This window comes from Bradyrhizobium valentinum (genome assembly GCF_001440405.1).
Taxonomy (GTDB): domain Bacteria; phylum Pseudomonadota; class Alphaproteobacteria; order Rhizobiales; family Xanthobacteraceae; genus Bradyrhizobium; species Bradyrhizobium valentinum.
Genome location: NZ_LLXX01000236.1, coordinates 21,216 through 44,074 on the forward strand (window position 1 = coordinate 21,216; position 22,859 = coordinate 44,074).

Annotated in this window: 25 protein-coding genes; 9 read left to right on the forward strand and 16 right to left on the reverse strand. The window is 58.9% G+C overall.

Translation table 11 applies throughout. The annotated features are described in order from the left end of the window. Window position 1 precedes the first annotated feature (1 nt). Complete coding sequence (locus CP49_RS40645; protein ID WP_057855691.1) at window positions 2-631, forward strand: invasion associated locus B family protein; 630 nt, start codon at window positions 2-4, stop codon at window positions 629-631. Window positions 632-658: 27 nt separating this feature from the next. Here the strand turns inward: CP49_RS40645 and CP49_RS40650 are convergent, their stop codons facing one another. The 3 genes from CP49_RS40650 to CP49_RS40660 all read right to left on the reverse strand — a co-directional run bounded on the left by CP49_RS40650 (window position 659) and on the right by CP49_RS40660 (window position 3,754). Further along, window positions 659-1,033 (reverse strand): response regulator transcription factor, encoded by a 375-nt coding sequence (locus CP49_RS40650; protein ID WP_057855692.1) that lies wholly within the window; start codon window positions 1,031-1,033, stop codon window positions 659-661. A 195-nt stretch (window positions 1,034-1,228) separates the two neighbouring features. Next, window positions 1,229-1,867, reverse strand: a complete 639-nt coding sequence (locus tag CP49_RS40655) for a response regulator transcription factor (protein ID WP_057855693.1) — start codon at window positions 1,865-1,867, stop codon at window positions 1,229-1,231. A gap of 9 nt (window positions 1,868-1,876) precedes the next feature. Continuing rightward, the gene (locus CP49_RS40660; protein WP_245311113.1) at window positions 1,877-3,754 is read right to left on the reverse strand and encodes a sensor histidine kinase; all 1,878 of its coding nucleotides are present in this window, start codon (window positions 3,752-3,754) and stop codon (window positions 1,877-1,879) included. Window positions 3,755-4,017: 263 nt separating this feature from the next. Here CP49_RS40660 and CP49_RS40665 point away from each other — a divergent pair, with 263 nt between their 5' ends. From CP49_RS40665 to CP49_RS40690, 6 genes are all read left to right on the forward strand, one after another. Continuing rightward, window positions 4,018-4,689: a helix-turn-helix domain-containing protein gene (locus CP49_RS40665; RefSeq protein ID WP_057855694.1), complete on the forward strand. Its 672-nt coding sequence runs from the start codon at window positions 4,018-4,020 to the stop codon at window positions 4,687-4,689. Between the two features lie 638 nt (window positions 4,690-5,327). After that, window positions 5,328-5,975, forward strand: a complete 648-nt coding sequence (locus CP49_RS40670; protein ID WP_057855695.1) for a CoA transferase subunit A — start codon at window positions 5,328-5,330, stop codon at window positions 5,973-5,975. 3 nt (window positions 5,976-5,978) lie between these two features. Next, a complete protein-coding gene (locus CP49_RS40675) occupies window positions 5,979-6,629 on the forward strand; it encodes a 3-oxoacid CoA-transferase subunit B (protein WP_057855696.1) in 651 nt (216 codons plus the stop codon). A gap of 29 nt (window positions 6,630-6,658) precedes the next feature. Next, a complete protein-coding gene (locus CP49_RS40680) occupies window positions 6,659-7,117 on the forward strand; it encodes a MaoC family dehydratase (RefSeq protein WP_057855697.1) in 459 nt (152 codons plus the stop codon). 42 nt (window positions 7,118-7,159) lie between these two features. Next, entirely contained in the window at window positions 7,160-7,450 is a 291-nt protein-coding gene (locus CP49_RS40685) for a hypothetical protein (RefSeq protein ID WP_057855698.1), read from the forward strand. Between the two features lie 252 nt (window positions 7,451-7,702). Next, complete coding sequence (locus tag CP49_RS40690) at window positions 7,703-8,443, forward strand: outer membrane protein (protein WP_057855699.1); 741 nt, start codon at window positions 7,703-7,705, stop codon at window positions 8,441-8,443. A gap of 1,371 nt (window positions 8,444-9,814) precedes the next feature. Here the strand turns inward: CP49_RS40690 and CP49_RS40695 are convergent. After that, window positions 9,815-10,414, reverse strand: a complete 600-nt coding sequence (locus CP49_RS40695) for an ion channel (protein WP_245311114.1) — start codon at window positions 10,412-10,414, stop codon at window positions 9,815-9,817. Window positions 10,415-10,660: 246 nt separating this feature from the next. Between CP49_RS40695 and CP49_RS40700 the strand changes: the two genes are divergently transcribed. Then, entirely contained in the window at window positions 10,661-11,182 is a 522-nt protein-coding gene (locus CP49_RS40700; protein WP_057855700.1) for a hypothetical protein, read from the forward strand. Between the two features lie 176 nt (window positions 11,183-11,358). Here CP49_RS40700 and CP49_RS40705 read toward each other — a convergent pair whose 3' ends face one another. From CP49_RS40705 to CP49_RS40745, 10 genes are all read right to left on the reverse strand, one after another. Continuing rightward, entirely contained in the window at window positions 11,359-11,586 is a 228-nt protein-coding gene (locus tag CP49_RS40705) for a LapA family protein (RefSeq protein WP_057855701.1), read from the reverse strand. Window positions 11,587-11,660: 74 nt separating this feature from the next. Beyond that, window positions 11,661-12,107 carry a hypothetical protein gene (locus CP49_RS40710; protein ID WP_057855702.1) on the reverse strand — a complete coding sequence of 149 codons (447 nt, stop codon included), beginning with the start codon at window positions 12,105-12,107 and terminating at the stop codon, window positions 11,661-11,663. Between the two features lie 105 nt (window positions 12,108-12,212). After that, on the reverse strand, window positions 12,213-13,001 hold the full coding sequence (locus CP49_RS40715; protein WP_057855703.1) for a 3-hydroxybutyrate dehydrogenase: 789 nt from the start codon (window positions 12,999-13,001) through the stop codon (window positions 12,213-12,215). Between the two features lie 304 nt (window positions 13,002-13,305). Then, window positions 13,306-13,542: a hypothetical protein gene (locus CP49_RS44090; RefSeq protein ID WP_082646486.1), complete on the reverse strand. Its 237-nt coding sequence runs from the start codon at window positions 13,540-13,542 to the stop codon at window positions 13,306-13,308. 158 nt (window positions 13,543-13,700) lie between these two features. After that, on the reverse strand, window positions 13,701-14,156 hold the full coding sequence (locus tag CP49_RS40720; protein WP_057855739.1) for a potassium channel family protein: 456 nt from the start codon (window positions 14,154-14,156) through the stop codon (window positions 13,701-13,703). 81 nt (window positions 14,157-14,237) lie between these two features. Then, on the reverse strand, window positions 14,238-15,029 hold the full coding sequence (fabI, locus tag CP49_RS40725) for an enoyl-ACP reductase FabI (RefSeq protein WP_057855704.1): 792 nt from the start codon (window positions 15,027-15,029) through the stop codon (window positions 14,238-14,240). Continuing rightward, complete coding sequence (locus CP49_RS40730; protein WP_057855705.1) at window positions 15,026-16,243, reverse strand: acetate/propionate family kinase; 1,218 nt, start codon at window positions 16,241-16,243, stop codon at window positions 15,026-15,028. Before CP49_RS40730 ends, fabI begins: the two co-directional genes overlap by 4 nt. 5 nt (window positions 16,244-16,248) lie before the next feature. After that, a complete protein-coding gene (locus CP49_RS40735) occupies window positions 16,249-17,220 on the reverse strand; it encodes a phosphate acetyltransferase (protein ID WP_057855706.1) in 972 nt (323 codons plus the stop codon). A 29-nt stretch (window positions 17,221-17,249) separates the two neighbouring features. Then, window positions 17,250-19,439, reverse strand: a complete 2,190-nt coding sequence (locus CP49_RS40740; RefSeq protein ID WP_057855707.1) for a DUF3141 domain-containing protein — start codon at window positions 19,437-19,439, stop codon at window positions 17,250-17,252. Between the two features lie 120 nt (window positions 19,440-19,559). Beyond that, window positions 19,560-20,714, reverse strand: a complete 1,155-nt coding sequence (locus CP49_RS40745) for an AI-2E family transporter (protein ID WP_338060463.1) — start codon at window positions 20,712-20,714, stop codon at window positions 19,560-19,562. 158 nt (window positions 20,715-20,872) lie between these two features. On the opposite strand from CP49_RS40745, the gene CP49_RS40750 reads away from it, so the two are divergent. After that, window positions 20,873-21,394, forward strand: a complete 522-nt coding sequence (locus CP49_RS40750) for a GNAT family N-acetyltransferase (protein ID WP_057855709.1) — start codon at window positions 20,873-20,875, stop codon at window positions 21,392-21,394. Window positions 21,395-21,426: 32 nt separating this feature from the next. Here the strand turns inward: CP49_RS40750 and CP49_RS40755 are convergent, their stop codons facing one another. Together CP49_RS40755 and CP49_RS49575 are read right to left on the reverse strand one after the other, a co-directional pair. Then, complete coding sequence (locus CP49_RS40755) at window positions 21,427-21,705, reverse strand: hypothetical protein (RefSeq protein WP_156438923.1); 279 nt, start codon at window positions 21,703-21,705, stop codon at window positions 21,427-21,429. Between the two features lie 215 nt (window positions 21,706-21,920). Beyond that, complete coding sequence (locus CP49_RS49575) at window positions 21,921-22,196, reverse strand: hypothetical protein (RefSeq protein WP_082646487.1); 276 nt, start codon at window positions 22,194-22,196, stop codon at window positions 21,921-21,923. Between the last annotated feature and the right edge of the window lie 663 nt (window positions 22,197-22,859).

Genomic DNA, 22,859 nt, shown 5'->3' on the forward strand with positions numbered 1-22,859 from the left:
AATGACAAGGAAGCGGTCCCCCCAATGCTACGGACAATCCAGCCTGGCGACAGCACTGTCGGTTCTGACGCTGTTGGATTTCGGTACTGGCATTGCATCCGCACAACAGGCGACGAAGCCGGACGGCAACCCAGCGAGCGAGAAGCAGGCCGGCCAGGAGTTCGCTTTGCGGGGCCAGCGTGCGGCGCGCGACATCAAGTATTCGGATTGGCGGAAGTTCTGCTTCAAGACTCCCGGGACGAACATAGTGTGCCGAACATCGATCAGCGGTACATTTGAGACTGGCCAGTCCGCGGTTCGCATCGACTTGATCGAACGCGAGGGCGACAAGACGGCACGGCTGCAAATGTTCCTTCCCGTCGGGCTCTACCTGCAGGCTGGGGTAAAGATCACGATCGACCAGGGAACTGCCTACCGGTTTCCGTATGTCTGGTGCCTCACCAACACCTGCATCGCCGCCGATCTGGCCGATCCCAAATTGATCAAGGAGATGGAGACAGGCCAGAAGCTTCAGCTCGAGGTCGTGGATTCCAGCGTCTTGACGGTGAGTACGGCACTGCCGGTCAACCAGTTCGCTGCGGTTCGGCAGGGAACTCCGACGCAAACGTTCGAGCAAAATATCGATGAATGATGCGTAGGGTTTACGACCGCAAACAACCTACGCTGCCCTGGCCGCTACCTTATCGATCGGCTCGATCAGCGACTTCGCCCGGAATGGCTTTGTAAGATAAGCAATGCAGCCGGATTCGATAGCGGCCATACGGACGGCGGGACAATCATTGGCGGTGATGTAAATAACTGGCAGAGAAATGCCTGCCGCCCTGAGACGATGCCGCAGGGCGATTCCAGATTCGTTATTCAGATCGATGTCGAGAACCACACAACACGCCGACTCGAAATCGCCGTGGTTCTGGAACTCCTCGGCAGACGAAAACACAATGCTGTCGTAACCGTGTTCGCGTAGCAGCCGCTTTAACCCCTTGAGTGTTCCAAGGTCATCATCGACCACAAAGACGACGTTCCGATTTCCCAAAACCGCTATCCTTGGTCTGTTGTCCACCGCGCCCTGAACGTCTTTCCAAGAGACGATCTGAAACCCATCAGCCTCCGCCGAAGCTGATCAGGTCGTGGGTCGTTCGACTCACCACGCTATTCTGGTAAGTCCTGAATCCCGCATTTTCTATTGTCCCATGGGACAATGCGAACGCAAAATCCTGTTGATGAACCCTCAATTCGTCTGTCCGGTACCCGACGGTGAGCTCAAAATTCCGGCCCGCTCTGCAAGGGAGACCAGTTCGGCGAGGGACTGTACCTGTAGCTTCTCCATCACCCGGTGGCGATGGGCCTTGATCGTACGCTCGGTCGCGCCCAACGCGTTGGCCACTTGCTTGTTGGTCTTCCCGCGAATCACGAGTTCGAAGACCTCGCGCTCGCGCGGCGTCAACTTCGCAATAAGAGCGCGCACGATCTCAAGCTGATTTCTCTGGCCACGCATCAACTGATGATGAGCCAGGGCGCGTTCAACTGCAGCAAGAAGCTCTTCCGACGATACCGGCTTGGTAAGAACATCTTCGGCGCCTGCCTTGATTGCCCGAACCGTGGTCTGGACATCCGCATAGCCGGTAAGAAACACGATCGGCAAGATCGAGCCGATTTCGCTCAAACGCCCCTGCAGTTCCGGGCCGCTCAATCCCGGTATTCGCACGTCAAGCAGAATGCAGCCCAATTCGTTTTCGCTCGGCAAGCAATCGAGCAAATGCTGGGCTGATGGATACGTCGCGACCACGTAACCGGCCTTCTTCAAACGACGTTCGATGGCTGTCCGGAAGGATGCATCGTCGTCCACAATATGAATAACCCCTGCCAAGTGATCCCCCTACGACAAAGTTAGCGGCAAAGACAGACGAAATACTGCGCCACCTTCGCTTTGATTTTCCGCCCAGATGCGCCCCTTGTGCGCCTGTACGATGGTGCGCGAGATCGATAGGCCAATTCCCATTCCTTGCTTTTTGGTGGAGAAGAAAGGATCAAAGACTTCATTCAATTTGTCGGCCGGAATCCCCGGACCGGAATCCAAGATAGAAACTACTGCGGACGACCCACCATTCACTTCGGTCCGTCCAATTACGGCTCGCCCGTTCGGCATAGCGGCCATTGCATCCATGCTGTTTACGATCAGGTTCATGATAACCTGCTGAAGCTGAATCTGATCACCCTTCACCTGGAGCGGTTTCCCCGAGGGCTCGAAGTATAGTGCAATGTTTCGCGCCGACGCCTGAACCGACAAAAATTCGAATACCTTGCGCACGGTATCGTTGAGGTCGATGACCTTGTCCTCAAACGGCACCCTTCTCAGCAGGCTGCGCATGCGATGGATGACCTCGCTGGCGCGAATATCATCTCGCCTGATGTCGGCAAGAATTTCCTTGACCTCGCTCAAGTTTGGCGACGGAGAGTTCAGTATCAGTTCTGCCGTCTCGGTATTGGTCAGAATTGCACCGAGCGGTTGATTAAGCTCGTGCGCGATCGTAGACGACAGTTCCCCGGCTGTCGCCTGACGGTGCGCATGGGCCAGCTCGGTAAGGCGATTCCGCGATTCGCGCTCGGCATTGGCTCGTCTGTGCCGCTCGTGCAGCAGAATCGAAATCAACCCGGCCTGTATCAACAGCACGGCGGCTACGGAGAAGGTCTGCCAACGGTACTTCTCCCACAGACCGGGTTCGCGAAAACGAATTTCACTTCCGGGAGGCAGGTCCGCCTCGCGAACACCCCACCGCTGCATCTGCAACCAATTGAAGATCGGCTTCACGGCATCGCCTACCGCCGGAGCAATGTTCGACGGCAACTCGCCGTCCAAAATGCGCAGCGCGAGCCGGGCCGCCTCCTCACCTATTCGGACTGGAACGAGCAGGAATCCTCCTGCGCCGCCCGGCGCAAGAAACGTCTCCGCCGCAACCACGATCGGCCGATTCGCTTTCTCAGCGACGAGCCCGACTGCGGTCGCCGGTGGGTAGTAGGTGCCCTTGCCGTCAGAAAACATGGCCGAATAGATAATCGCGCTCCGATCGGGCAACTCAGCAACACGCCTCCGTACCTCCGCCATGGTCTGCCCGACAAGGTCGATCACCTTCAGACCGCGGGTGGCAACGGGAATTTCCTCCTTCCAGTTTCTGTAGATGGTCAGGCTATCCCAGGCGTCGCCGACGAACACAACTGTTTCGAGATCCGGTACCAGCGCATGCGCCGCCTTGATGGAGTCCGCGAGTGGCAATTTGACAACTTTGCCGGTCACGCCATCCGGCAGTTGCATTCGTACAAGATCGATCTCATCTATCATTGCGAAGACGACGGGGACTTCTGGCCACAAATCAGAACGCCAATGCAGTACCAGATCAAGCGTCGCAGCCCCCACGGCCACTACGACATCGATTTGAGCATTCTGATATTTCTCCTTCAGATATCGGTGCAGGAGAGCCTCGTAGTTTTTCCCTCGGAAGCGGCTTAGATCGAGGTTCTCGGCGTAAAGTGTTAGATGCGACCGATCGTCGGCACTGAGCACCGAACGCAAGCCTGAGAACACCAGGTAGTAGAATGGTCCGCGCAGATCGGATTGATTAAGTACTAGTATCGACCGCGAACGGGCTTCCTGAGCCGCGACCTGCAACGGCGCGACCACTAGAGCTACGCTAATCAACAACGCACTGATCCGCACAATCATCGCATCAGAACCGAAGTTAGGCTCGATGAAGCTCATCCCACATCTTCGCCGAAACGAAAAATAAAAAACCCGAGATCGTCGCCTGGGCGTCGGCAACATCTCCGAAAAATTTCTTGGTGACCTATCAGGCTCCTGTCCTTCCGGACATTGTCCCAGAGGACAATGGCCCTCGATACAATAGCCCACGCTAGGGGTCTCGTTTAACACAATCCCAGGGAGCCGGCAGCCATGCATTTTTAAGGCCCTTGGCAAGGCGGGCCCCAAGGATGCAGACAAATTGTCTCAAACAGGGGGAGACTATGTTTGTCAACGTCAACGCCCATCCCGGCAGCCAGCCGAAGGCTCTAGGACAACTCGGTGAGTTATCGCGAGCACGCGTAATCCTCAGCGAATTCAAGTACAACAAGGGCACCGAGATATTCGGAGAGGCGGAAGCCGCCGACTACATCTACCAGGTCATCGACGGTGCGGTTCGCACCCATAAGCTTCTCTCCGACGGCCGCCGCCAGATCGGCGCCTTCCACTTGGCCGGCGACATTTTTGGCCTGGAGAACGGAACGGCCCACCGTTTTACCGCGGAAGCGATTGTCGATACGACAGTACGGCTGATGAAACGGTGCAGCCTGGAGCATGTCGCGGAAACCGACGCGCTGGTGGCGCTCGATCTTTTGAATATGACGACGAGCAACCTCCGGCATGCCGAGGACCATATGTTGCTCCTGGGGCGCAAGACGTCCCTTGAGCGCGTCGCCGCATTCCTGCTCGAGATGGACCGCCGCCTGACGGCCGCCGGCGTGATGGCCCTTCCGATGTCTCGCCGCGATATCGCGGACTATCTCGGCCTTACGCTCGAAACGGTATCCCGGGCGCTGTCACACCTTCACGGCATGGGCATCCTTGGCTTCCTCGGCCAGACGCAGCGGCAAATCGTGCTGCTGGACCGCGTGCGATTGGCGGAGCTGGACCTTTAGCTCGGAGCTGGATCGCTGCTTCACTTCCGGGAAGCCTGCCGAACCATGCGCCAAAATATCCGGCGAGCCAGCGATTCAAGATTCATCCAATGCCAATGCCCGGCACCGTGGTTAGCCGGCAATCTGGCATGGCTGCTGCCATAGTCCTGAGATCGGCAGGAGCAATCCGGCCTTCTCGCCCCAAGGCACCAGATACGGGTGACCGATCTCGACCATGCCCCCCGGTTTGGGATGCGGTCGTAGAGCCTGGAGCTCACCGAGCCCCCCGAAATCGCGACATCGTTTGACGCGAGATTTCCCGGAACGAAGAGAGATACCGCAGCCGTCGCCATGACCGCGCGTGCTGGCGCAGGGTTGTTTTTCGCTGCCGCGGAAGATCGAACTCGAAAGCGGCTGCATGATGCAGGCGCAAATCCTCTTCCTGAAGAGCAGAGCGCACCGGCGCGGCTGTCGAAAGCCGCCACGCGGAGGTCCGCAGACTGTGGGACTAGATGCTCGCCGGCATTGACTTGGATCACAGCCAAGCCCGATGGGCGGCGATCCCGAGGACCAAGCGGAGACCTTGATACAGATCAAAGCCTCATCTTAGGCGCGCTTCAGCTTCAATAGTGAGCATCCCAGCAATTATCGGAGCTCCTATGAAAGCCGTCTCCGTGGAAGAAGCGGTCGCCAGGATCCCCAACGGCGCAACCGTGATGGTCGGTGGGTTCATGGGGGTGGGAACGCCCGAGCGTTTGCTAGACGAACTGGTCAGGCAAAGGAAGTCCGAGCTCTCCATCATCAGCAATGACGCCGCGGTCCCCGGCAAAGGCGTCGGGAAACTGTTCGACGCGGCGCTGGTCTCGACGCTTACTACGAGCCACATCGGACTCAATCCGAACGTACAAAAACAGATGATGGCCAACCAAGTCGCCGTCAACCTGGTGCCGCAGGGCACGTTCGTCGAACGTATCCGCGCCGGCGGCTGCGGCTTGGGAGGCGTCCTGACGCCGACAGGCGTCGGGACCATCGTTGAAGAAGGCAAGCGCCGGATCGACATCGATGGCAAGAACTTCCTGCTTGAAACGGCGCTTCGCTCGGACTTCGCGCTGATCCATGCATTCCTGGCGGACTACCTCGGCAACCTCGCTTACGCCCTGACCGCGCGCAACTTCAATCCGGTCATGGCGATGGCGGCCGACACCGTCATCGTCACCGCGGAGCACATTGTCCCCGTTGGCGTCATTGCGCCCGATCATGTCATAACGCCCGCACCGCTCGTCGACTACCTCATCGCCAACGGGTGACCCATGGATGCTCAATCGATCATCGCGCGACGGGTGGCACGCGAACTTCGCGCAGGTAACCTCGTCAATCTCGGCATCGGAATTCCGACGCTGGTCGCCAACTTCGTTCCGCCCGACCTCAAGGTGTTTTTTCAGTCGGAGAACGGATTGATCGGCACGGGACCAATTCCCGAACAGGGGATGGCCCATCCCCTGCTCACCGATGCCGGCGGACGGCCGATCAGCGCTCTGCCCGGCGCATGCGTCTTCGACAGCGCGATGTCGTTCGGATTGATCCGCGGTGGTCACGTGGACATAACGGTCCTCGGTGGTCTTCAGGTCGACGCCGAAGGGTACCTCGCGAACTGGATGATCCCCGGCAAGATGGTGCCGGGGATGGGTGGCGCGATGGACCTGGTGAGCGGAGCAAAGCGCGTCATCGTCGCCATGCAGCACGCCGCCAAAGGAAAATCTAAAATTGTCCAGAAATGCGTGCTGCCGCTGACCTCTTGCCGGCCAGTCGATCTCGTCGTCACCGACATGGCCGTGATCAACTTCACCGGCGGAAGGATAACGCTTCAGGAGATCGCGCCGGGTGTCACTATCGGCGAGGTCATGGCCGTAACGGAAGCGGATTTGTTTATTCCAGCCAACGTTCCGGAAATGAAGATCTGATCCGGAAAAACGCAGCCAGAGGACCTGACATGCGCATCTTCAGCGACTTCAGCGAGTTCAAGGCGGCGGTCGGCTCCGAGGTCGGCGCCAGCGAATGGATTGAAGTAACCCAGGAACGCATCAACCTATTTGCGCAGGCGACCTGCGACGATCAATGGATCCATGTCGACCAGGAGCGGGCCAAAAAGGAGATGCCGGGCGGCAGGACCATCGCTCACGGGCTCCTGTCGCTCAGCCTGGCGCCGATGTTCATTCGTTCCGTGATGGGCATCAAAGGGCTGCGCAACACATTGAATTACGGCGCGGACCGGATCCGCTACCTCTCCCCCGTCCCGGCCGGCTCTCGGATCAGGGGCCGTACCAGCATCGCGGAAGTGGAGGATGTCCCGCCCGATGGCTTGAGGGTCAACTATCACATGGTGATCGAAATCAAAGGCGGCCAGCGTCCAGCGTGCGTCGCCGAACTGATCGCATTGCACTACCGCTGATCGTGTTGCTGACGCCCCTGGCAGATCCATCGGAAGCATCGGATGAAGAAGCAGGCCTGGTATGTGACCTTCGAGATCCCATGGAAAGGCACAGCGGTCCGAAGCCGGCGCTCTCGGTCGACCCAAACGTTCGAAACCGAAATGGAAGCCAAGAATTTTGCACGCGCCCGATTCGACGAAGGATTGGTCGTGACCGCCGGAACAATCATTCCGCATTTGCCGAGACGCGCAATTGCATCGGGAAGCATTCTGTCTTGGCTTGAAGAAGGACAGGAACAAGCCAGCGGGGATCCGGCGGATGACCCTGACGAACCATCCGGGAGGATCAAATAGAGCTACCAGTGCGCAAACTCTCGCCACCTCAGCTCCCGCCATATGCACGATAATCAACAAAGCAAAGATGAGCCGCGTCGAAATAGAAGCAGCGCTTGCAAGCCAGCTCACCAATTGCGCTTGAGTGTTGCCATTTTGGCACGGGGTCTTACGCCTAAAGTACGTAGGATTCACGTTGCAAGTTGGAATCAATGCAACGCAACACCGTTGGTGGGGACAGCATTTTAAGCCGACGGAAATGGAGAGGAACAGATGAAGAGTTTTTTGCCGGCTACCGTTGGTCTAGTATTGATCGGCATCGCCGCCCCCGCATCCGCCGCAGATATGGCAGTCAAGGCACCGCCACCTGCCCCGCTTCCGGTGATCTACAACTGGAGCGGCTTCTACATCGGCGGCAATGGCGGTTGGGGCCAGAGCAGCAATTGTTGGGATTTCGTTGACCCGGTGTTCGGCACCTTCGCTGAGGGCTGCCGCGAGCGGTCCGGAGGCCTCGTCGGCGGCCAGATCGGGTATCGCTGGCAAGCCAATCAGTGGGTGTTTGGCCTGGAAGCCCAGGGCGATTGGGCGGATCTCAGCCACACGCGCGAAAGCCTGCTCTTTCCTGGGCTCTCCACTCGCATCAAAACCGATGGCATCGGCCTCTTTACCGGCCAGATCGGCTACGCCTGGAATCAAGCGCTGCTGTACGTAAAGGGCGGCGCGGCGGTAACAAGCAACCGCTTTAGCGTCCTCGATACCCTTACCGGCATTGAACTGGCCTCAGCTAGCAACACCCGTTGGGGCGGCGTTGTGGGTGTCGGATTTGAGTATGGCTTTACACCGAACTGGTCGGTGGGCGTTGAATACGACCACCTGTTCATGGGCGATACCAACAATACGTTCATTGTCGCACCTGTATTCAACAACCGGGTCAGCCAGGACGTGGATATGGTCACCTTGCGCATCAACTACCGCTTCGGCGGTTTCGGGGCGCCCGTCGCGGCCCGCTACTGATCAAGCGCGTATCTCCAGCGAGCAAAGCCTTAGCCCCGGCACACTGCCGGGGCTTTTTTGTTAAGTGCGAATGTTGGGTGCTACGGCTGCTAGGCGAGAATCATAAAGGGTCGTCAGCGGCGCTTGACCTAGATCAACGCGCGGAGGCGCATCAACGAGCGTCGTAGCCAGGATGACCCATGCGCCGTCGGGTCATCGGCAGGTCGTTGCTCCGGTGAGGAGGATATTGTGCCCCACGTTCTAATCATAGTTAGCTGGCTTGGCGTTGCAAACGGCGCCGTGGTTTCGACCCAGGAATTTACCAGCGCAGAGCGGTGCGACGCGGCCCGGCAGGCACTGATTGAGTACGCCAAGGCCCGGAGTTCTGACGAGACGCTTAGGTCGCTCTGCGTACAAAAGTGAAGGCGCCCGGTTGCCGCGGTACAATCGGCTGATGGCTCAGTGATCTTGACCGACGGCTATGACCTACAACACACTTTGATCAGTGCTGCTTACCAATTGATCTGCATCACCGGATTTGGATCGTCATGGGATTGGTTGACGGCATGACTCCCAAATGGGAGTGTTCGCCGGAGGACATCATCATGCCGATGTGTCAATCGCCCCGGATCTCTGATCCTCTGATTCATGCAGGCAGGCCTCCCGCCAACGACAATCACCTGCCCGCAAGACTAGGCATCAGGTCTTCGCGCAAGACAAACAGCACCGTCAAGGCCCGCTGGCAGGCAATTCTCATCCTCTGCGTCGCCACACTGCTGATACTTTGAACGATTGATTTGCCTTGCGTCCGCACGTCGAGCATTTGGCCCGAAACTGACGAAATTACAGACGAGGCTATCTGATTTTCGTCACTGTTTGCTATGCGGCTGCTTGGCCAAAACGCGCAGTCAGTTGAGGCTTGATACAACGCCGAGCAGTCTGGATTTCTGCCTCAGTCGCGCCCTTACTACGAGCCCACGCCTCCGCAGCAGGCACGCTGTATTTCGCGACATAATACCTGATGAGCGCGCAGGACGAGCGACGGATCGGCTCATCTGCTTGACGAGCAGCTGCAGTGGGTATCGAGATCGTAGTGCCTCTATTCATGAAACGGTGCGAAAGACCGTGATCTCGTGGCAGCTCTATCGATCCCATTGTTCCGCACACGAATACGCCGGCGGCCAAAAGCGCGTTCTTAGTTCCGGTTTGCTTCATAGCGACCTCCATGGCTTAGTTAACCATGCCACCAAGCCCTCCTGCCGTTGATCCAGATCAATAGACGCAAATCACATGGCTCGGCGAACCGCTCCAGAGCCTGAAACGATATCCGACCAAAAACAGAACCAAAGCTTGTAACTCCGGCCACGGCGTGGTCAGCCTCTGTAGCTATGCTTACTGGCCCGGATCTCTCATCTCGAGAGTAACAAGCCTTGCCAACAGTGTTGCCGGATAAAGTTGACCAATGACGCTTTCGATGTTGCATAGACTACGCGCCAACGGATGTACTGGAATGATGTCGCCGTAACCTGTCGAGGTCAGTGTAACAAAGCTCATATAGAAGAGCGCGCTCGCGAGTGATTGATCGTCGTCAAATGTTATTCCCTTGATCGCCCCTGGATCCGCCAGGCCGACGAAAGCAAAGAGTGTTGCAAAGGCTACTGCGATCAACAGGTACAGAAGGATCGCTCCGATAATCCTGTGATATGTTACACGGCCTCCCCTGAATACGGCCTGAGTGACCACGATCCCTAGAGTGCAGGCGATGATCAACCATGCGCCAGCCAGTATGTGAAGGTGAAAGGGAACGGGGTAATAGAGCCGCAGGAAAAATACGGCGATATTAGCGACAAGCGCAACCGACATCAGAACGAGCGCAGTGGGACTGTTGGAAATGATCACCATGCTTCCGATGATCGCGACTAACAGACCGATAGCAAATAGATGAAAGGCGGTAATACCAACTGCCTGCAGTGGCGCGACGACGAATATCAACAGTATTAGCACTCCGGTCAGCACGTCAGCAGCCAGTCCCTCCGTTCGTCGCGCAATTGGCGCAAGTCGCCGACAGCATCCAGACTCATCGTTCGCTGCCCCATTGCGCGGCTCCGATCTAGCCAGTGCCCATTTGCGCATACAATTCCAGTTCGCCTTATTGATCCAAATCAAAGAGCGAAAGCAGCCGTTGCTCCACCGAGATGACGGGCATACCATACGCGTGAATTCTCCGTGGGGCCTGTGATGCGTGTGATCGTTTGGGCCATCTTGACAATTGTGCTGTCTTCCACGTCCTCAACAGCGCAACCGGTTTTTTTGGCGGGGCGCTACGTGCTGCCAATCACCCAACACGATTTATACATATCCGCTGCAGGCCCCCTTGGAACCACCATTACCGTCAATTTTCGGTTCAAGCCGATCGAAAGCTGTACCGATACGCTGGACAGTGTCCTGGAGTACCAGTTGCCACCAGGTCACAACGAAAACCCAATCGACGAGATAAAGGCGACTTGCAACAAAGCCATTCAGTGCAGCGGAATCGAATTCAGGTGCGTTGGCGCCAAGCGGCCATACCCTATGTCATTCCAACACGTGCCGTTGCGAGAGATCAAGGCGAGTGGCGCGTCGTTTTCCGGAACGTATCGGTACGTTTCATCCTCGATTGCGCGCCCCCGTGCGGCGCTACTAAGGCGCGCTTCAGTGGGGAATTTTGAAGAATCCGCGAACAAGAAGATCAAGACAGTGCGCTTTCGGATCGAAAAGTAACTTGGTTTTCGTGTAATCGCTCACGACGGGCAAAATGCTCGGCGTTCCGCCACAAGGGAACGGTCGCCACCGCGTAGTCCCCGCTTCGAGTCATCTGCGGACATTCCAAAGTCCGTTTTCAAATCCGTCGGCCTACACCCGACTGAGGACGGTCGGTAGTGAACCGACACCGTAGTTTATGGCGCGCCCACCACCCTGCGTCTTGAACCTTCGTAGGATCGGCGCAGCAGCGCGAAGAGGCTGCCGCCCGTTGCGGCGCCCAGAAGGTAAGTAACAGCTACCAACACCGCGAGCGGTACGCGAGCATCGAAGCCGACAACAGACATTGTGACGATCTCGAAATTCTGCAGCGCGAAGATGATCGTCGCTGCGGCGAACAGAATAATGACGCCAGGTGGATCCATCGCATGAGCACCTCCTCATTCGAGAAACCAAATCTGGATCACGCCACGAGCCCACGACACGATTGCGGCTGCCGTCACCAGATGGTGTTGCCAAACCAACCAAACTGCGGCTGCCGCCAGACGAGAACCGAACGCGACGTCACGTGCCGCTTCACGCTTTTGCGTTGTCGCTGCGGCTTCAGCTCTCGCCTGCCTGGGTCGGATGGTTGCACCCGCTTCGCATCGGATGGCGGCATCAAAGCGAATGCTTCGCGTTCCCTCTCTTTTCCGGAGACGTCGGCAACCTTCGCAGGACTAGCGAAGGGGTCTTCCACGATCTCTGTCGGCGCGAGAGCGATCGCCGGAACGTTGGTATCGAAAACGATACGCTCCGGCCATTTCCGATCGGAATGAATGCGGATAACGGGTGAATTAACGTGCGATCTCTCCATCACCGGCAGTCCGGTCAGGCATGCATCCAGAATGAACACCAGAGTGAGCAGTACTCCACCGACATAAAGGAAATATCGCGCCAGCGGCATACGCTGTACTCCCGCGCCTCGGGTGAACGATCCGATGCTTCGTCTTGAGGTACACACACAAATCAAGTCTGGAATTAGCCGCGAGTCCTTGAGACGGACGGCGACTTACTCGGCAGTCCAGCCGCCGTCGATCGTATAGTTCGCGCCGGTGATCTGCGCCGCGTGGTCGCTGCACAGAAACAACGCCATCGCCGCCACCTGACCCGAGGTTACAAACTCTTTGGTCGGCTGCGCCTCTAGCAGCACATCCTTGATGACCTGTTCCTTGGTCAGGTTGCGCGCCTTCATAGTCTCCGGAATCTGGCGCTCGACCAGTGGCGTCCAGACATACCCGGGGCTGATGCAGTTGCAGGTGATCTTGTGCGTCGCGAGCTCCAACGCCACGGTCTTTGTGAGGCCGGCGATACCGTGCTTGGCCGAGACATACGCCGACTTGAATGGCGAGGCCACCAAAGAATGTGCGGAAGCTGTGTTGATGATGCGTCCCCAACCCCGCTTCTTCATGGCTGGAACGGCAGCGCGGATGCTGTAAAACGCGGATGACAGGTTGATCGCAATGATCGCCTCCCATTTCTCCGGCGGAAATTCCTCAATCGTAGAGACGAACTGGATGCCGGCATTGTTGACAAGGATATCAACCGAGCCGAAGGCCTTATGGCCGAGCACGACCATCTCAGCGATTTCGGCGGGCTTGCTCATGTCGGCAGGCGAATACGCCGCCTTGACCTTGAAATCGGTCTCGATGCCCAAGCGCTCCTTTTCGATATCGGCAGGCGCGCCAAATCCGTTGATGACAACATTGGCGCCTGCGCTCGCGAACGCACGAGCAATTGCGAGCCCGATGCCGCTGGTCGATCCAGTCACGATCGCGGATTTGCCTGTCAACGCATCCATTTCGCTTGCTCCTGTTTGCGGGCCAGGGATTTGGTCAAACGGATGCAGCGGCATTCTCAGAAGTGCCGATGCCCGAACTTATCGTTCGTTCGTGAATCGCACGACGACGTTCAACAAACATCAAGGACCACAGTCGAGGTGGCGAATACGCCTTGCAAGTCGTGGTAGAGCCGTGAACATAGTTGGCCTCCAGCCCGCTTAGCGTTGATCTCGGGCAGGATCCTGTCTCGGCACGATGTCCTCTTCGCCACAATGTCGAGCAATCCCCGACGTTGGAAGGGTTGCTGCTGCCGCGAAGGCCCCATCAACGCCGGCCGACGCGATCCACCGGCCCGCCACGGTTCGTCGGCGTTCCAGGCCGTACCGCCTCTCGCGCCGCAGCTCGAGCAACCGGGCGCGGGCGCAGCACCACGCCTGGTCTTACAATGCAGCCTGCCGGATAGTCGACATACTGACAGTAGACAACGGCGCTGGCGGGCTCTGTCGTTGCGGTCATGAAGCCGGCAATCAGCAAGGCTGATAATGTGATCGAGAGTTTCATATTGTTCTCCGTCAATCAGGGATTCCAGATGATCCTGGAACAGGCGGCATCTTCGATGCAGTCCTCTCAAGGCCAATCCAGAGTACCGCTGGAAGACTGACCGCCGCCCCCTCTGCCGGCTTGATACAGATCAAGGGCGCGAGCGCCGTGCGAAAATGTTACTTGGGCCATCCCCGCTTCTCGTGAGCTCTCTCTTCGCCGTCGGCCAGCAATGTCGTGCGCAACACCTCGAAGATCACCGCCGTCGACCAGCCGAACAACAGGACGCCGTTCATCGCGGTCATCGGCCCAAGCAGGGACCAACGCTTGACCGGCGTCACGTCGCCGTAGCCGAGCGTCGTGTAGTTTACAAAGGCGAAGTACACGAGATCTGTGCCTTCCGGCGCGACGTCGACTGCGGCATACGTCAATGACCAGACCAGCACCTCGGCAAGGTGGGCAATCATCAGAACGGTCACGGCTGCAATCATGATCGCGATCAATCGAAACGTCTGATAGGCCGTCGCCAACTCATCGGCGAAGCGCGCCGCCCTTATGACAGCCACCATCACCAGGGCATGGATCGCGATGTTGCAACCGCTTGCGGCCGCGCCAACGAAAAACTGACGCAACATCAACATGCCTCCGGAGATGGACCGCGCTGCCGCGACCGGCAATCACGACGCCCGGATATGATTGCGCCATGACTCTACGTCTCAATCGATGATGTGATATCCGCCGTCGATATACATGACGCCGCCCGTAATCAGCTTCGCGCCGTCGAGCGCCAGGAACGCCGTTGCCGCACCGACGTCGTCAATGCTCACGAGACTCCGTGTAGGCGCGGTGGTTTGTGCCTTATCCATCAATTCGTCGAATTCGGGAATTCCTGAAGCTGCACGCGTCGCCAGCGGCCCTGGTGAAATCGCGTGCACGCGGATGCCCTTGGGGCCGAGCTCGGCCGCGATATAGCGGACGGCGGCTTCGAGACCTGCCTTCGCAACGCCCATGACATTATAGTTCTTCACCACCATCTGGCTGCCGTAATAGGTCATGGTGAACAGCGTGCCGCCGTTTTTCATCAGCGGCTCCGCCAGATGCGCCATCCGCATGAATGACCAGCAGGAAACGTCCATCGTCTTGAGGAAGCCGTCGCGCTCGACATCGACCACGCGCCCATGCAGCGCTTCCTTCGGAGAGAAGGCAATCGAGTGCAGCAGAAAATCGAGCTGCCCCCACTCCTTCCCGATCCGTTCGAACACCTGTTCGGTCTGTCCTTCGGTATTCACATCGAGCGGCATGAAGATCGAGGCCTCGAGCTCCTTCGCTAGCGGCTCGACGTGCTTCTTTGCCCGTTCGTTCAGATAGGTGACCGCGAGCTCCGCGCCCAGGGCCCGAAACGCCTTGGCGCATCCCCATGCGATCGACTGATCGTTGGCGATACCGACGATCAGTCCCTTCCGTCCCTTCAGCGCAACCTTGGTCTCTGGAAATGCGGGAATTGTCATGACGCTCTCTCGCGTTTCAGACTGGCGGGTGAGTGCCGATTCCACAGCAGCGACAATGTGTGCTGTGCAATCATGAGTTCTTCATCGGTCGGCACGATGTAGACCGGAATTTGGCTGTCCCCGCGAGATATCCGAAGGCTGTGGCGGGCGTTCTCGACCGGATCGAGAGACACCCCGAGCCATTTGAGCCGCTCCGCAATTCGTGCCCGAATGCCGACGGAATTTTCTCCGATCCCTGCGGTGAATACCAAACCATCGAGACCTTGCAGGGCCGCAGCCAGCATTCCGGCCTGCAGTGCAACCCTGTAGACGAAATAATCGACGGCAAACGCCGCATGGGGATCGCTGCTGTTCTGGAGCTCGCGCATGTCGTTGCTGACGCCGGAAAGCCCCTTCAGCCCGCAATCGCGGTAGAGGAAGTCCTGCACCTCGGCGGTCGACATGCCCTTTGCCGTCATCAGGTACAGAATGACGCCGGGATCGATTTGGCCGGTGCGCGTTCCCATCGGAAGTCCATCGAGGGCGGTGAAGCCCATTGTGCTCTCCACGCTCCGTCCGCCGTGGATGGCACACATGGAGGCGCCGCTTCCGAGGTGCGCCACGATCACCCGGGCCCTGCCGATTTCGGGCGCAACATCCGGCAATGCCTTTGCGATGTATTCATAGGAAAGACCATGAAATCCGTAACGGCGGACCCCCTCCTCGTGCAGCCGGCGGGGTATCGCGTAGTGGTCCGCGACCTCGTCGTGGTCGCGGTGAAAGGCCGTATCGAAACAGGCGACCTGGGGCAGAGCAGGAAATTTGGCAAGCAGGGTTCGGATCGGCGCCAGATTGTGGGGCTGATGCAACGGCGCAAGTGCTGTCAACCGCTCAAGGCGCGCGATCACGCCATGGTCGATCAGCACAGGGCGATCGTAGTCGGGACCGCCATGGACGACGCGATGGCCCACCGCGAGCGGGCGCAATTGATGTTCGTCCCGCAGCCAGGTGCTTGCGAGCATCAAGGCTGTCGGAACGTCCGGTACAGCCTCGATCGGATAGCATCGATCCGCCAACGCTTCGCCCGCCGCGCCGGTTGCGCGCAGCCGTGGACGGCTGCCGATCCCGTCCATTTGCCCCTTGATCTGCCGGCGCAGCCTGCCGTTGTCATCCACGGCGAACACCTGGAACTTGACGCTTGAGGAACCGCCATTGACGACAAGGATGGTATCCATGGCCGTCACGCTGCGGCTGTCTGGGCACGGCGGCGTCGCCCGTCGGCATAGAGCGTCGCAACGGCGCAGGAAGCCATTCGAGACCTCGGGGAATCCGCCCGCGACGTCAACACAATCGGAACACGGGCGCCCAGCACGATGCCGGCACCGTCCGCCTTGGCGAAGTAAGCCAGGTTCTTGGCCAGCATGTTGCCTGCCTCAAGGTCCGGCACCACAAGGATCTGGGCCCGTCCCGCCACTTCCGACTTGATGCCCTTGATCCGTGCCGCTTCCCGGTCGATCGCATTGTCGAAGGCAAGCGGCCCATCGAGCAGCCCGCCCGTGATCTGCCCGCGGTCCGCCATCTTGCAAAGCGCGGCAGCCTCGATGGTGGACGGAATCTTCGATGTGACGGTTTCGACCGCCGACAGGATGGCGACCCGGGGAGACGTGCCAAAACCTGCCTGCGTGTACAGATCGATCGCGTTCTGCACGATATCGCGCTTGCCATCGAGATCCGGAAAGATGTTGATCGCGGCATCGGTGACGAAGATGGTTTCGCTGTAGGCCGGAACATCCATCACGAAGACGTGGCTGATTCGCCGTTCCGTACGCAGTCCACCTGCCTTTGCGGTCACGCTTCGCATGATTTCGTCGGTGTGCAGGCTGCCTTTCATCAGCATCTCGCCCTTGGCCGCGTGAATCAACTCGACGGCCTTTGCCGCAGCAGCCTCGCTGTGAGGCGCATCGACCAGGTCAAATGCGCTGATGTCGATACCGTACTTGAACGCGACCGCCCTGATCTTCGCCGATGGTCCGACAAGTACGGGCTTGATGATGCCCGCCTCGGCGGCATCGGTTGCGCCACGCAACGAGCTTTCGTCGCATGGATGCACAACGATGGTTGTCGCCGGCGGGATCGCTTTGGCCGCTGCAATGAGACGATCGTATTTCGCGCCGGGTCTGGCTTCGCCTGCTTCGATGGATGCAATGCCCATATCCAACTCTCCGATCTAATCGCCACCACTTAGGACGCCTTGGCCCGCGATTTTCCGGCGAGACCGAACAATTCGGTCACGCGATCGAGCCGCTTCGCTGCCTCGCCGGATATTTCCGCACTCGCGGACAGCACGCTGCGGATTGCCTCCAGGCCGGCACGCCGCTCGCCTTCGTCAGGCGGAAGTAATTTGGGTATGGCGGCAAGGCTTGCCGCTGGCTCGAGCAGCAATATGAAGAATTGCTCGCGCACGATCTTCTTGAACTGCTCAAGCGTCAGACGCGAGCCTGCATCGTTGGCGCGAGCCCGCCGCAATGCCTCCAAGCTCCGCTCGTCGACCATCCCCCGCGAACTTCCGACATAGAGCAGGCCGCGAATGACGCCTTCCCTGAGACCGCCGCTGCCGACCTGCGATCTGAGTTCGGCGATGCGCGCCTCCAGACGTTCGCGATGTTCCGACGACATCTGCGGCTTTGGCGAAACGTCGGCATCCGGCGTGATGCCGACGGCGGCCTGCACCACCGGCGATCCATAGATGCCGAGAAAGAGCGCTTCACTCAGCGCTTCCTGCGTGTCGCGCCATTTGTCGAGCACATCGACGATGTTCTTCGAGACCGCCTCCTGAAACTTGACAAACGGATTATCCTCTGCCGCCGGCTTACGCTGCTCGCGAATGTTGTCAGCAGCTCTCGCGACGCCCTTCATGACGACATTATCGCCTCCAAAGGCCTCGTAAGAGACGCGTAAAGGATGCCACTGGCGCATCAACTCCGCCATTTGGGGAGTAACTGCCGCACGGACCCACGGCTGCACGAACTTCCGGTAATTCGAGAGATTGATTTCGGACACACGTGCGGCTGTCGCAAACCGGCGTTCATCTTCGGCCGTGTTGCCGCCCATGGCCCTGATATCGTCCAGCGTGCGCCGTTCACACCGCATGATCCACTTTCCACCGGCAAGCTCCGCATTGGCCGTGTCGGCGGATTTGGCTTCGAACGTTGCCTCGTACAGTCCGGGCGGCAGCACATCGATCAGGTCGATGTTGCTCGAGAACTCGCTGTGCTCCTTCTTGGCGACGCCTCCAGAGACAAAGATTCCGAGGTGCCCGACGGTCTCGTGAACGGTGTAGACGATAGTCTGTCCGTAAGCCCTAATATCATCGACATCGCTGTAGAGATCGAGAATCCAGTCGAGCGCCTGCTGCGGCGGCGTGATGTTGTCGCCCTTTGAACAGAACACGACGATGGGAGATGATATTTTTCTGAGATCGACAGTCTGGCCGTCCGATGTCTTGATACGCCCGGCGGCCAGGTTGTTGCCGACGAACAGCTCGTCGACGATGAACTGGATCTCCTCGGCATTCAGATTGACATGACCGCCCCACCAGCGCTCGAACTCGAGATAGCGATCCGCCTCGCTGTCGACCTTCGAATAGACGTTGTACTGCTTGGTCCAGAGCGTGTTTGAGGGATTCATGTTCTCAAAATTCTGGACCAGCCACGCCCCGTCGAACTTGCCGCCGCCAAGGTCGCTGGTGAGCGCGGTCAGCCAGCTTCCGCCCAATAGCCCGCCCGAGTAGCGCATCGGATTCTTGCCGCGGACGCCGGCCCAGTAGGACAACGGCGCGCCGGCGATGATCAGCGGACCGAACAGTTCCGGCCTCAGCGAGGCCAGGATCATGACCGCCCAGCCGGCCTGGCAATTGCCGATCACGCACGGCTTGCCGTCGGCTTCCGGATGCAGGGCGATAACCTTCTCGATAAAGACAGCCTCGGCTCTTGCGATGTCCTCGATGGTCTGACCCGGCATCGGTTCGGGCAGGAAGCCGATGAAGTAGCAGGGATGGCCGGCTTTCATTGCCACGCCGATCTCGCTGTCGGCCTTGAAGCCGCCGATTCCCGGCCCGTGACCCGCACGAGGATCGACCACGACAAAGGGGCGGCGCTTGGTATCAATCACTACCCCGCGCGGCGGAGCCACGCTCACGAGGCCGTAGTTGACCGGCCGCGGAAGCTTTCGGCCATCGACAATCAATTCGACTTGGTAGTTGAGGACATGAGGCGCCGTTTCAGCCATGTGCTCGCGGTATTGCAATCCGCGCTCGCGCATGACGTCGAAGAACAGGACGCTGCGTTGCCCGGTATCGACCAGATATTCGAGGCCGGATGCAAAGAGTCCTGGAAGCGTCTCGCCCGAGAAGGCCAGCTTGTCGATAGACATGCTCAAATCTCTCATTGCTTGCAGCCCACGCATCAGGATTGCGCGCGGGTGGTAGGGACCATTGACATAGGTCAAGGGGAAGGAATCTCGTTTGAAGCGCGCGGCCACATCAAGATGCGCCTAGATGCTGGGCATCGCGGCGATTTTTTCGGCGCTTTGTTCGTTACCGGTAACGGCAGCATCGACCCGCTCCTCGCGGATCCAAGCCATCATCAGTTCCCAGGTCACCGCCAGGATGATGGGCCCGACAAACAGCCCCAGAATGCCATGCGCCAGCATCCCGCCCAGGACACCGATGAAGATGACAAGCATCGGCGTATTCAGCCCGCGTCCCATCAATATCGGTTTGAGGATATTGTCGGCCAGCCCCACGACCAGGAGGTAGATCGTCAGCGGAAGGGCCAAACCAAAGTCCTTGGTAGCCCAGATCCATATGATGACGGGAACAAGGACGATTGCCGACCCGATCTGCAGGATCGCGAGAATCAGCACCAGGAAAGCCAGCACACCCGCATGAGGCACGCCTGCAAGCTTCAGTCCGATACCGGCCAGCAGTGATTGCAGGACGGCTACGCCGATAACTCCCTGCGCTATCGTGCGTATCGTCAAGCCGGCGAGCGCGACGAAATCCTGGCTTCGCTGTGTAACCAGGCGCGCTTGAATCCTCTTTACTGCCGCCACGAGGCCCGGACCGTAATGGAACAGGAAGCCCGACAACACCACCGACGCGACGAACTTGAGCGTCCCCAGGCCCGCACTGCCGGCAAAGGCAAGCACCGGACCAGCCAATGGCTTGAGGTGCGGAGCGATCTCCTTGAGCGCGACCCTCAGATTTGTCGAAGCATGATCCCAGAGTTCGTAAAACGGGGTGCCGACAACCGGCCACGCCTTGACGCCTTCGGGAGGCGCCGGAACGACCAGGGCGCCCGCGCCAAGCTGCCGAGCAAAGTCCTGCAAGCCGTCGACCACCCCATATCCAAGCCATGTCACCGGTCCAATAACGATCGCAAGGTTGATGACCGTGATGATCGCGGCCGCCAGCTTCGGCCGATCGCCGAGATGCACCGATAGCCAGTTGTACGGCGGGTACAGGGCCACAGTCAGAACCATGCTCCAGACGAGAATGGGAATGAATGGGCGGACAAGGATGAATGACCAGTAAACCAGGAAGGCCAGCGCACCCAGGCGGACCGCCAGCAGAATGATCTCTCCTCCGGATGTCGTCTGCCGAACTACCCTCTGGGCCATCGCTTTCGCCCTCGTGGACGCGCGCAACGATCCGACCGCGGACCGGATGCATCCCGATAGAACATCACCTGCCTCAGGAGCCTATCGGCGCTCGCCGAAGCTCGCGCTTGATCCAGATCAAGCAGCAGCGCCCAAAGGTCGCTCTGGCTGGCCAAGTGCACTGTCGGAGCCGGGGAGCTTCTGTCATGCCTGAAGCCGCCGAATATTCGGTGCGCGAGCATCTTCGCGACGACCGTCCAATCACTATCCGTGCGCTCCGTCCCGATGACCGGGCCGAGATGCTGACAGCGATCGGGCGGACCAGCACGCAATCGCTGCAGCGGCGCTTCTTCGTGCCAAAGAAGGGCTTCTCCGAGCAGGAAATGGCCTTCTTCCTCAACATCGACTTTGAATCCCACGTCGCCATCGTCGCGGAAATCTCCGAAGATGGACGCCCGGTCATCGCCGGTGGCGGACGCTATATCGTGGTCCAGCCAGGCCAGGCGGAGGTCGCTTTCGTCGTGGTGGACGCCTATCAGGGCCAGGGTATCGGAACGATCCTGATGCGGCATCTCGCGGTCCTGGCACGCAGCGCCGGCCTCAAGGAATTGGTCGCGGAAGTGTTACCCGAGAACACCGCCATGCTGAACCTGTTCAAAAAGTTCGGCTTCCAGACCCACTCGAAAGGATCGCCTCAGGTGGTGCACCTGATGCTGCAGCTGCCTTGAACACCGAGGATCCTGGCCGAACTCGCTCGGCGCTACCGCAGCCCCAGCAGCGAGCGGCGATAGCCGTTGCTACGGGCTTCCTCCCGGCACACAAAACTTCCAGTAAGGCCGCTTCCATACCGTCGTTGCCGCTTCGAGTAATAGATTCCCTTGCCGAGATCGAGCCAAACGACCACGTCGGCAGGGCAATGTCGTTGCGCCTGCGATTCATAACGGAACGGCGTCAGCGGATTCGCAAAGGCGCCGCCGGCACCATAGGTAATGATCGAAGCCGCGATCACGCCCGCCATCCACAGCCGGAAACTTCGCATCGACAAACTGCCCGCCCTTGACCGACGAAATGATCGCAGCAGTTCAATCGAAAGACAACCCCGGCTGTCCGCTGCACAGGCGAAGGGATGGAAGAGCGTCAGAGGACGTCCCGCGCCGCTTGATTGCCACGACAAAGACCGCGCGCGGCTTCGCGGATTAATCAGGCGACGTCCCGCCCAAATACCCGAGATTTGCCCGCGCGCGGCGTTACAATTCAGCGACAGACATAGGACCCGTTTACCAGAACGCGGACACAGGCGGTGCCTGCAGCGGCTGCACCTACGGCCGCTCCGCCGACCACCGCGCGCCGCGTCGTTCGTCGTGCAACGCCTGCAACGCTCATTGGGGTCGCCGGCCGTCCTACCCTCGCCTCCGCGCTCTCAATCGACAGCGAAAGACCATTGCCGGGTGACCACGTTACTGATCCGAGCGTTCCGAAACCGATAACCGCGGCAGCCAGGAACGCTCGCTTGATGCTGATTTTCTTCATACCGATCTCCTCTGCTGAGGGGACCACCGCAACGCCATCCGTATTTCGCGGGCTTGATCTAGGTCAATAAGCTCCGCTGTCCTAATGCCGCGATCACAGCTAGCTATGTGGTGACTTCGGGATCAGGTCTTTCCTAACCGAGTCCTCAATGCGATCGACGCGATGGCAACGACCGTACAATCAGTATCCGGACTTCGTACGTCGGGTAGCGTTCGATGCAGCCGGGTGCGGGGATATAGCGCACTGGCGTGCAATATCCGCCGGGAACGTTTAAGACCTTTGACCGTGCGATTCCAACTACGCCCGAATTAAGAAAGCTCGAGCCGACTTCTCCCGCAAACTCGCCGTAATGCCGGAGATTATTTTTTCTTCGGTGCGGCGGCGCCTTATCTCTTTGGACAGCCGGGACCAGCTCTCCGCCTCGGCTATCCAAAAGATTCGGTTTTCCGGTTCACGCTTGGCGAGCTGTCTGCACAGCGTAGCGCGCAAGTCAAACTCCAACCGATCAGTCATTGGCGCCCCCTGCCTGAGGGAGAAACTTTTGTCACGTGTTTACGACAAACGCCCTGCCCGCAGTATTGTCCCAATGGCCATTGTCCTCCCGGGCAATGGACGCTGATGGGACGGCACACCCGAAGTGATCGCCGTTTCAATCCCTTTGAT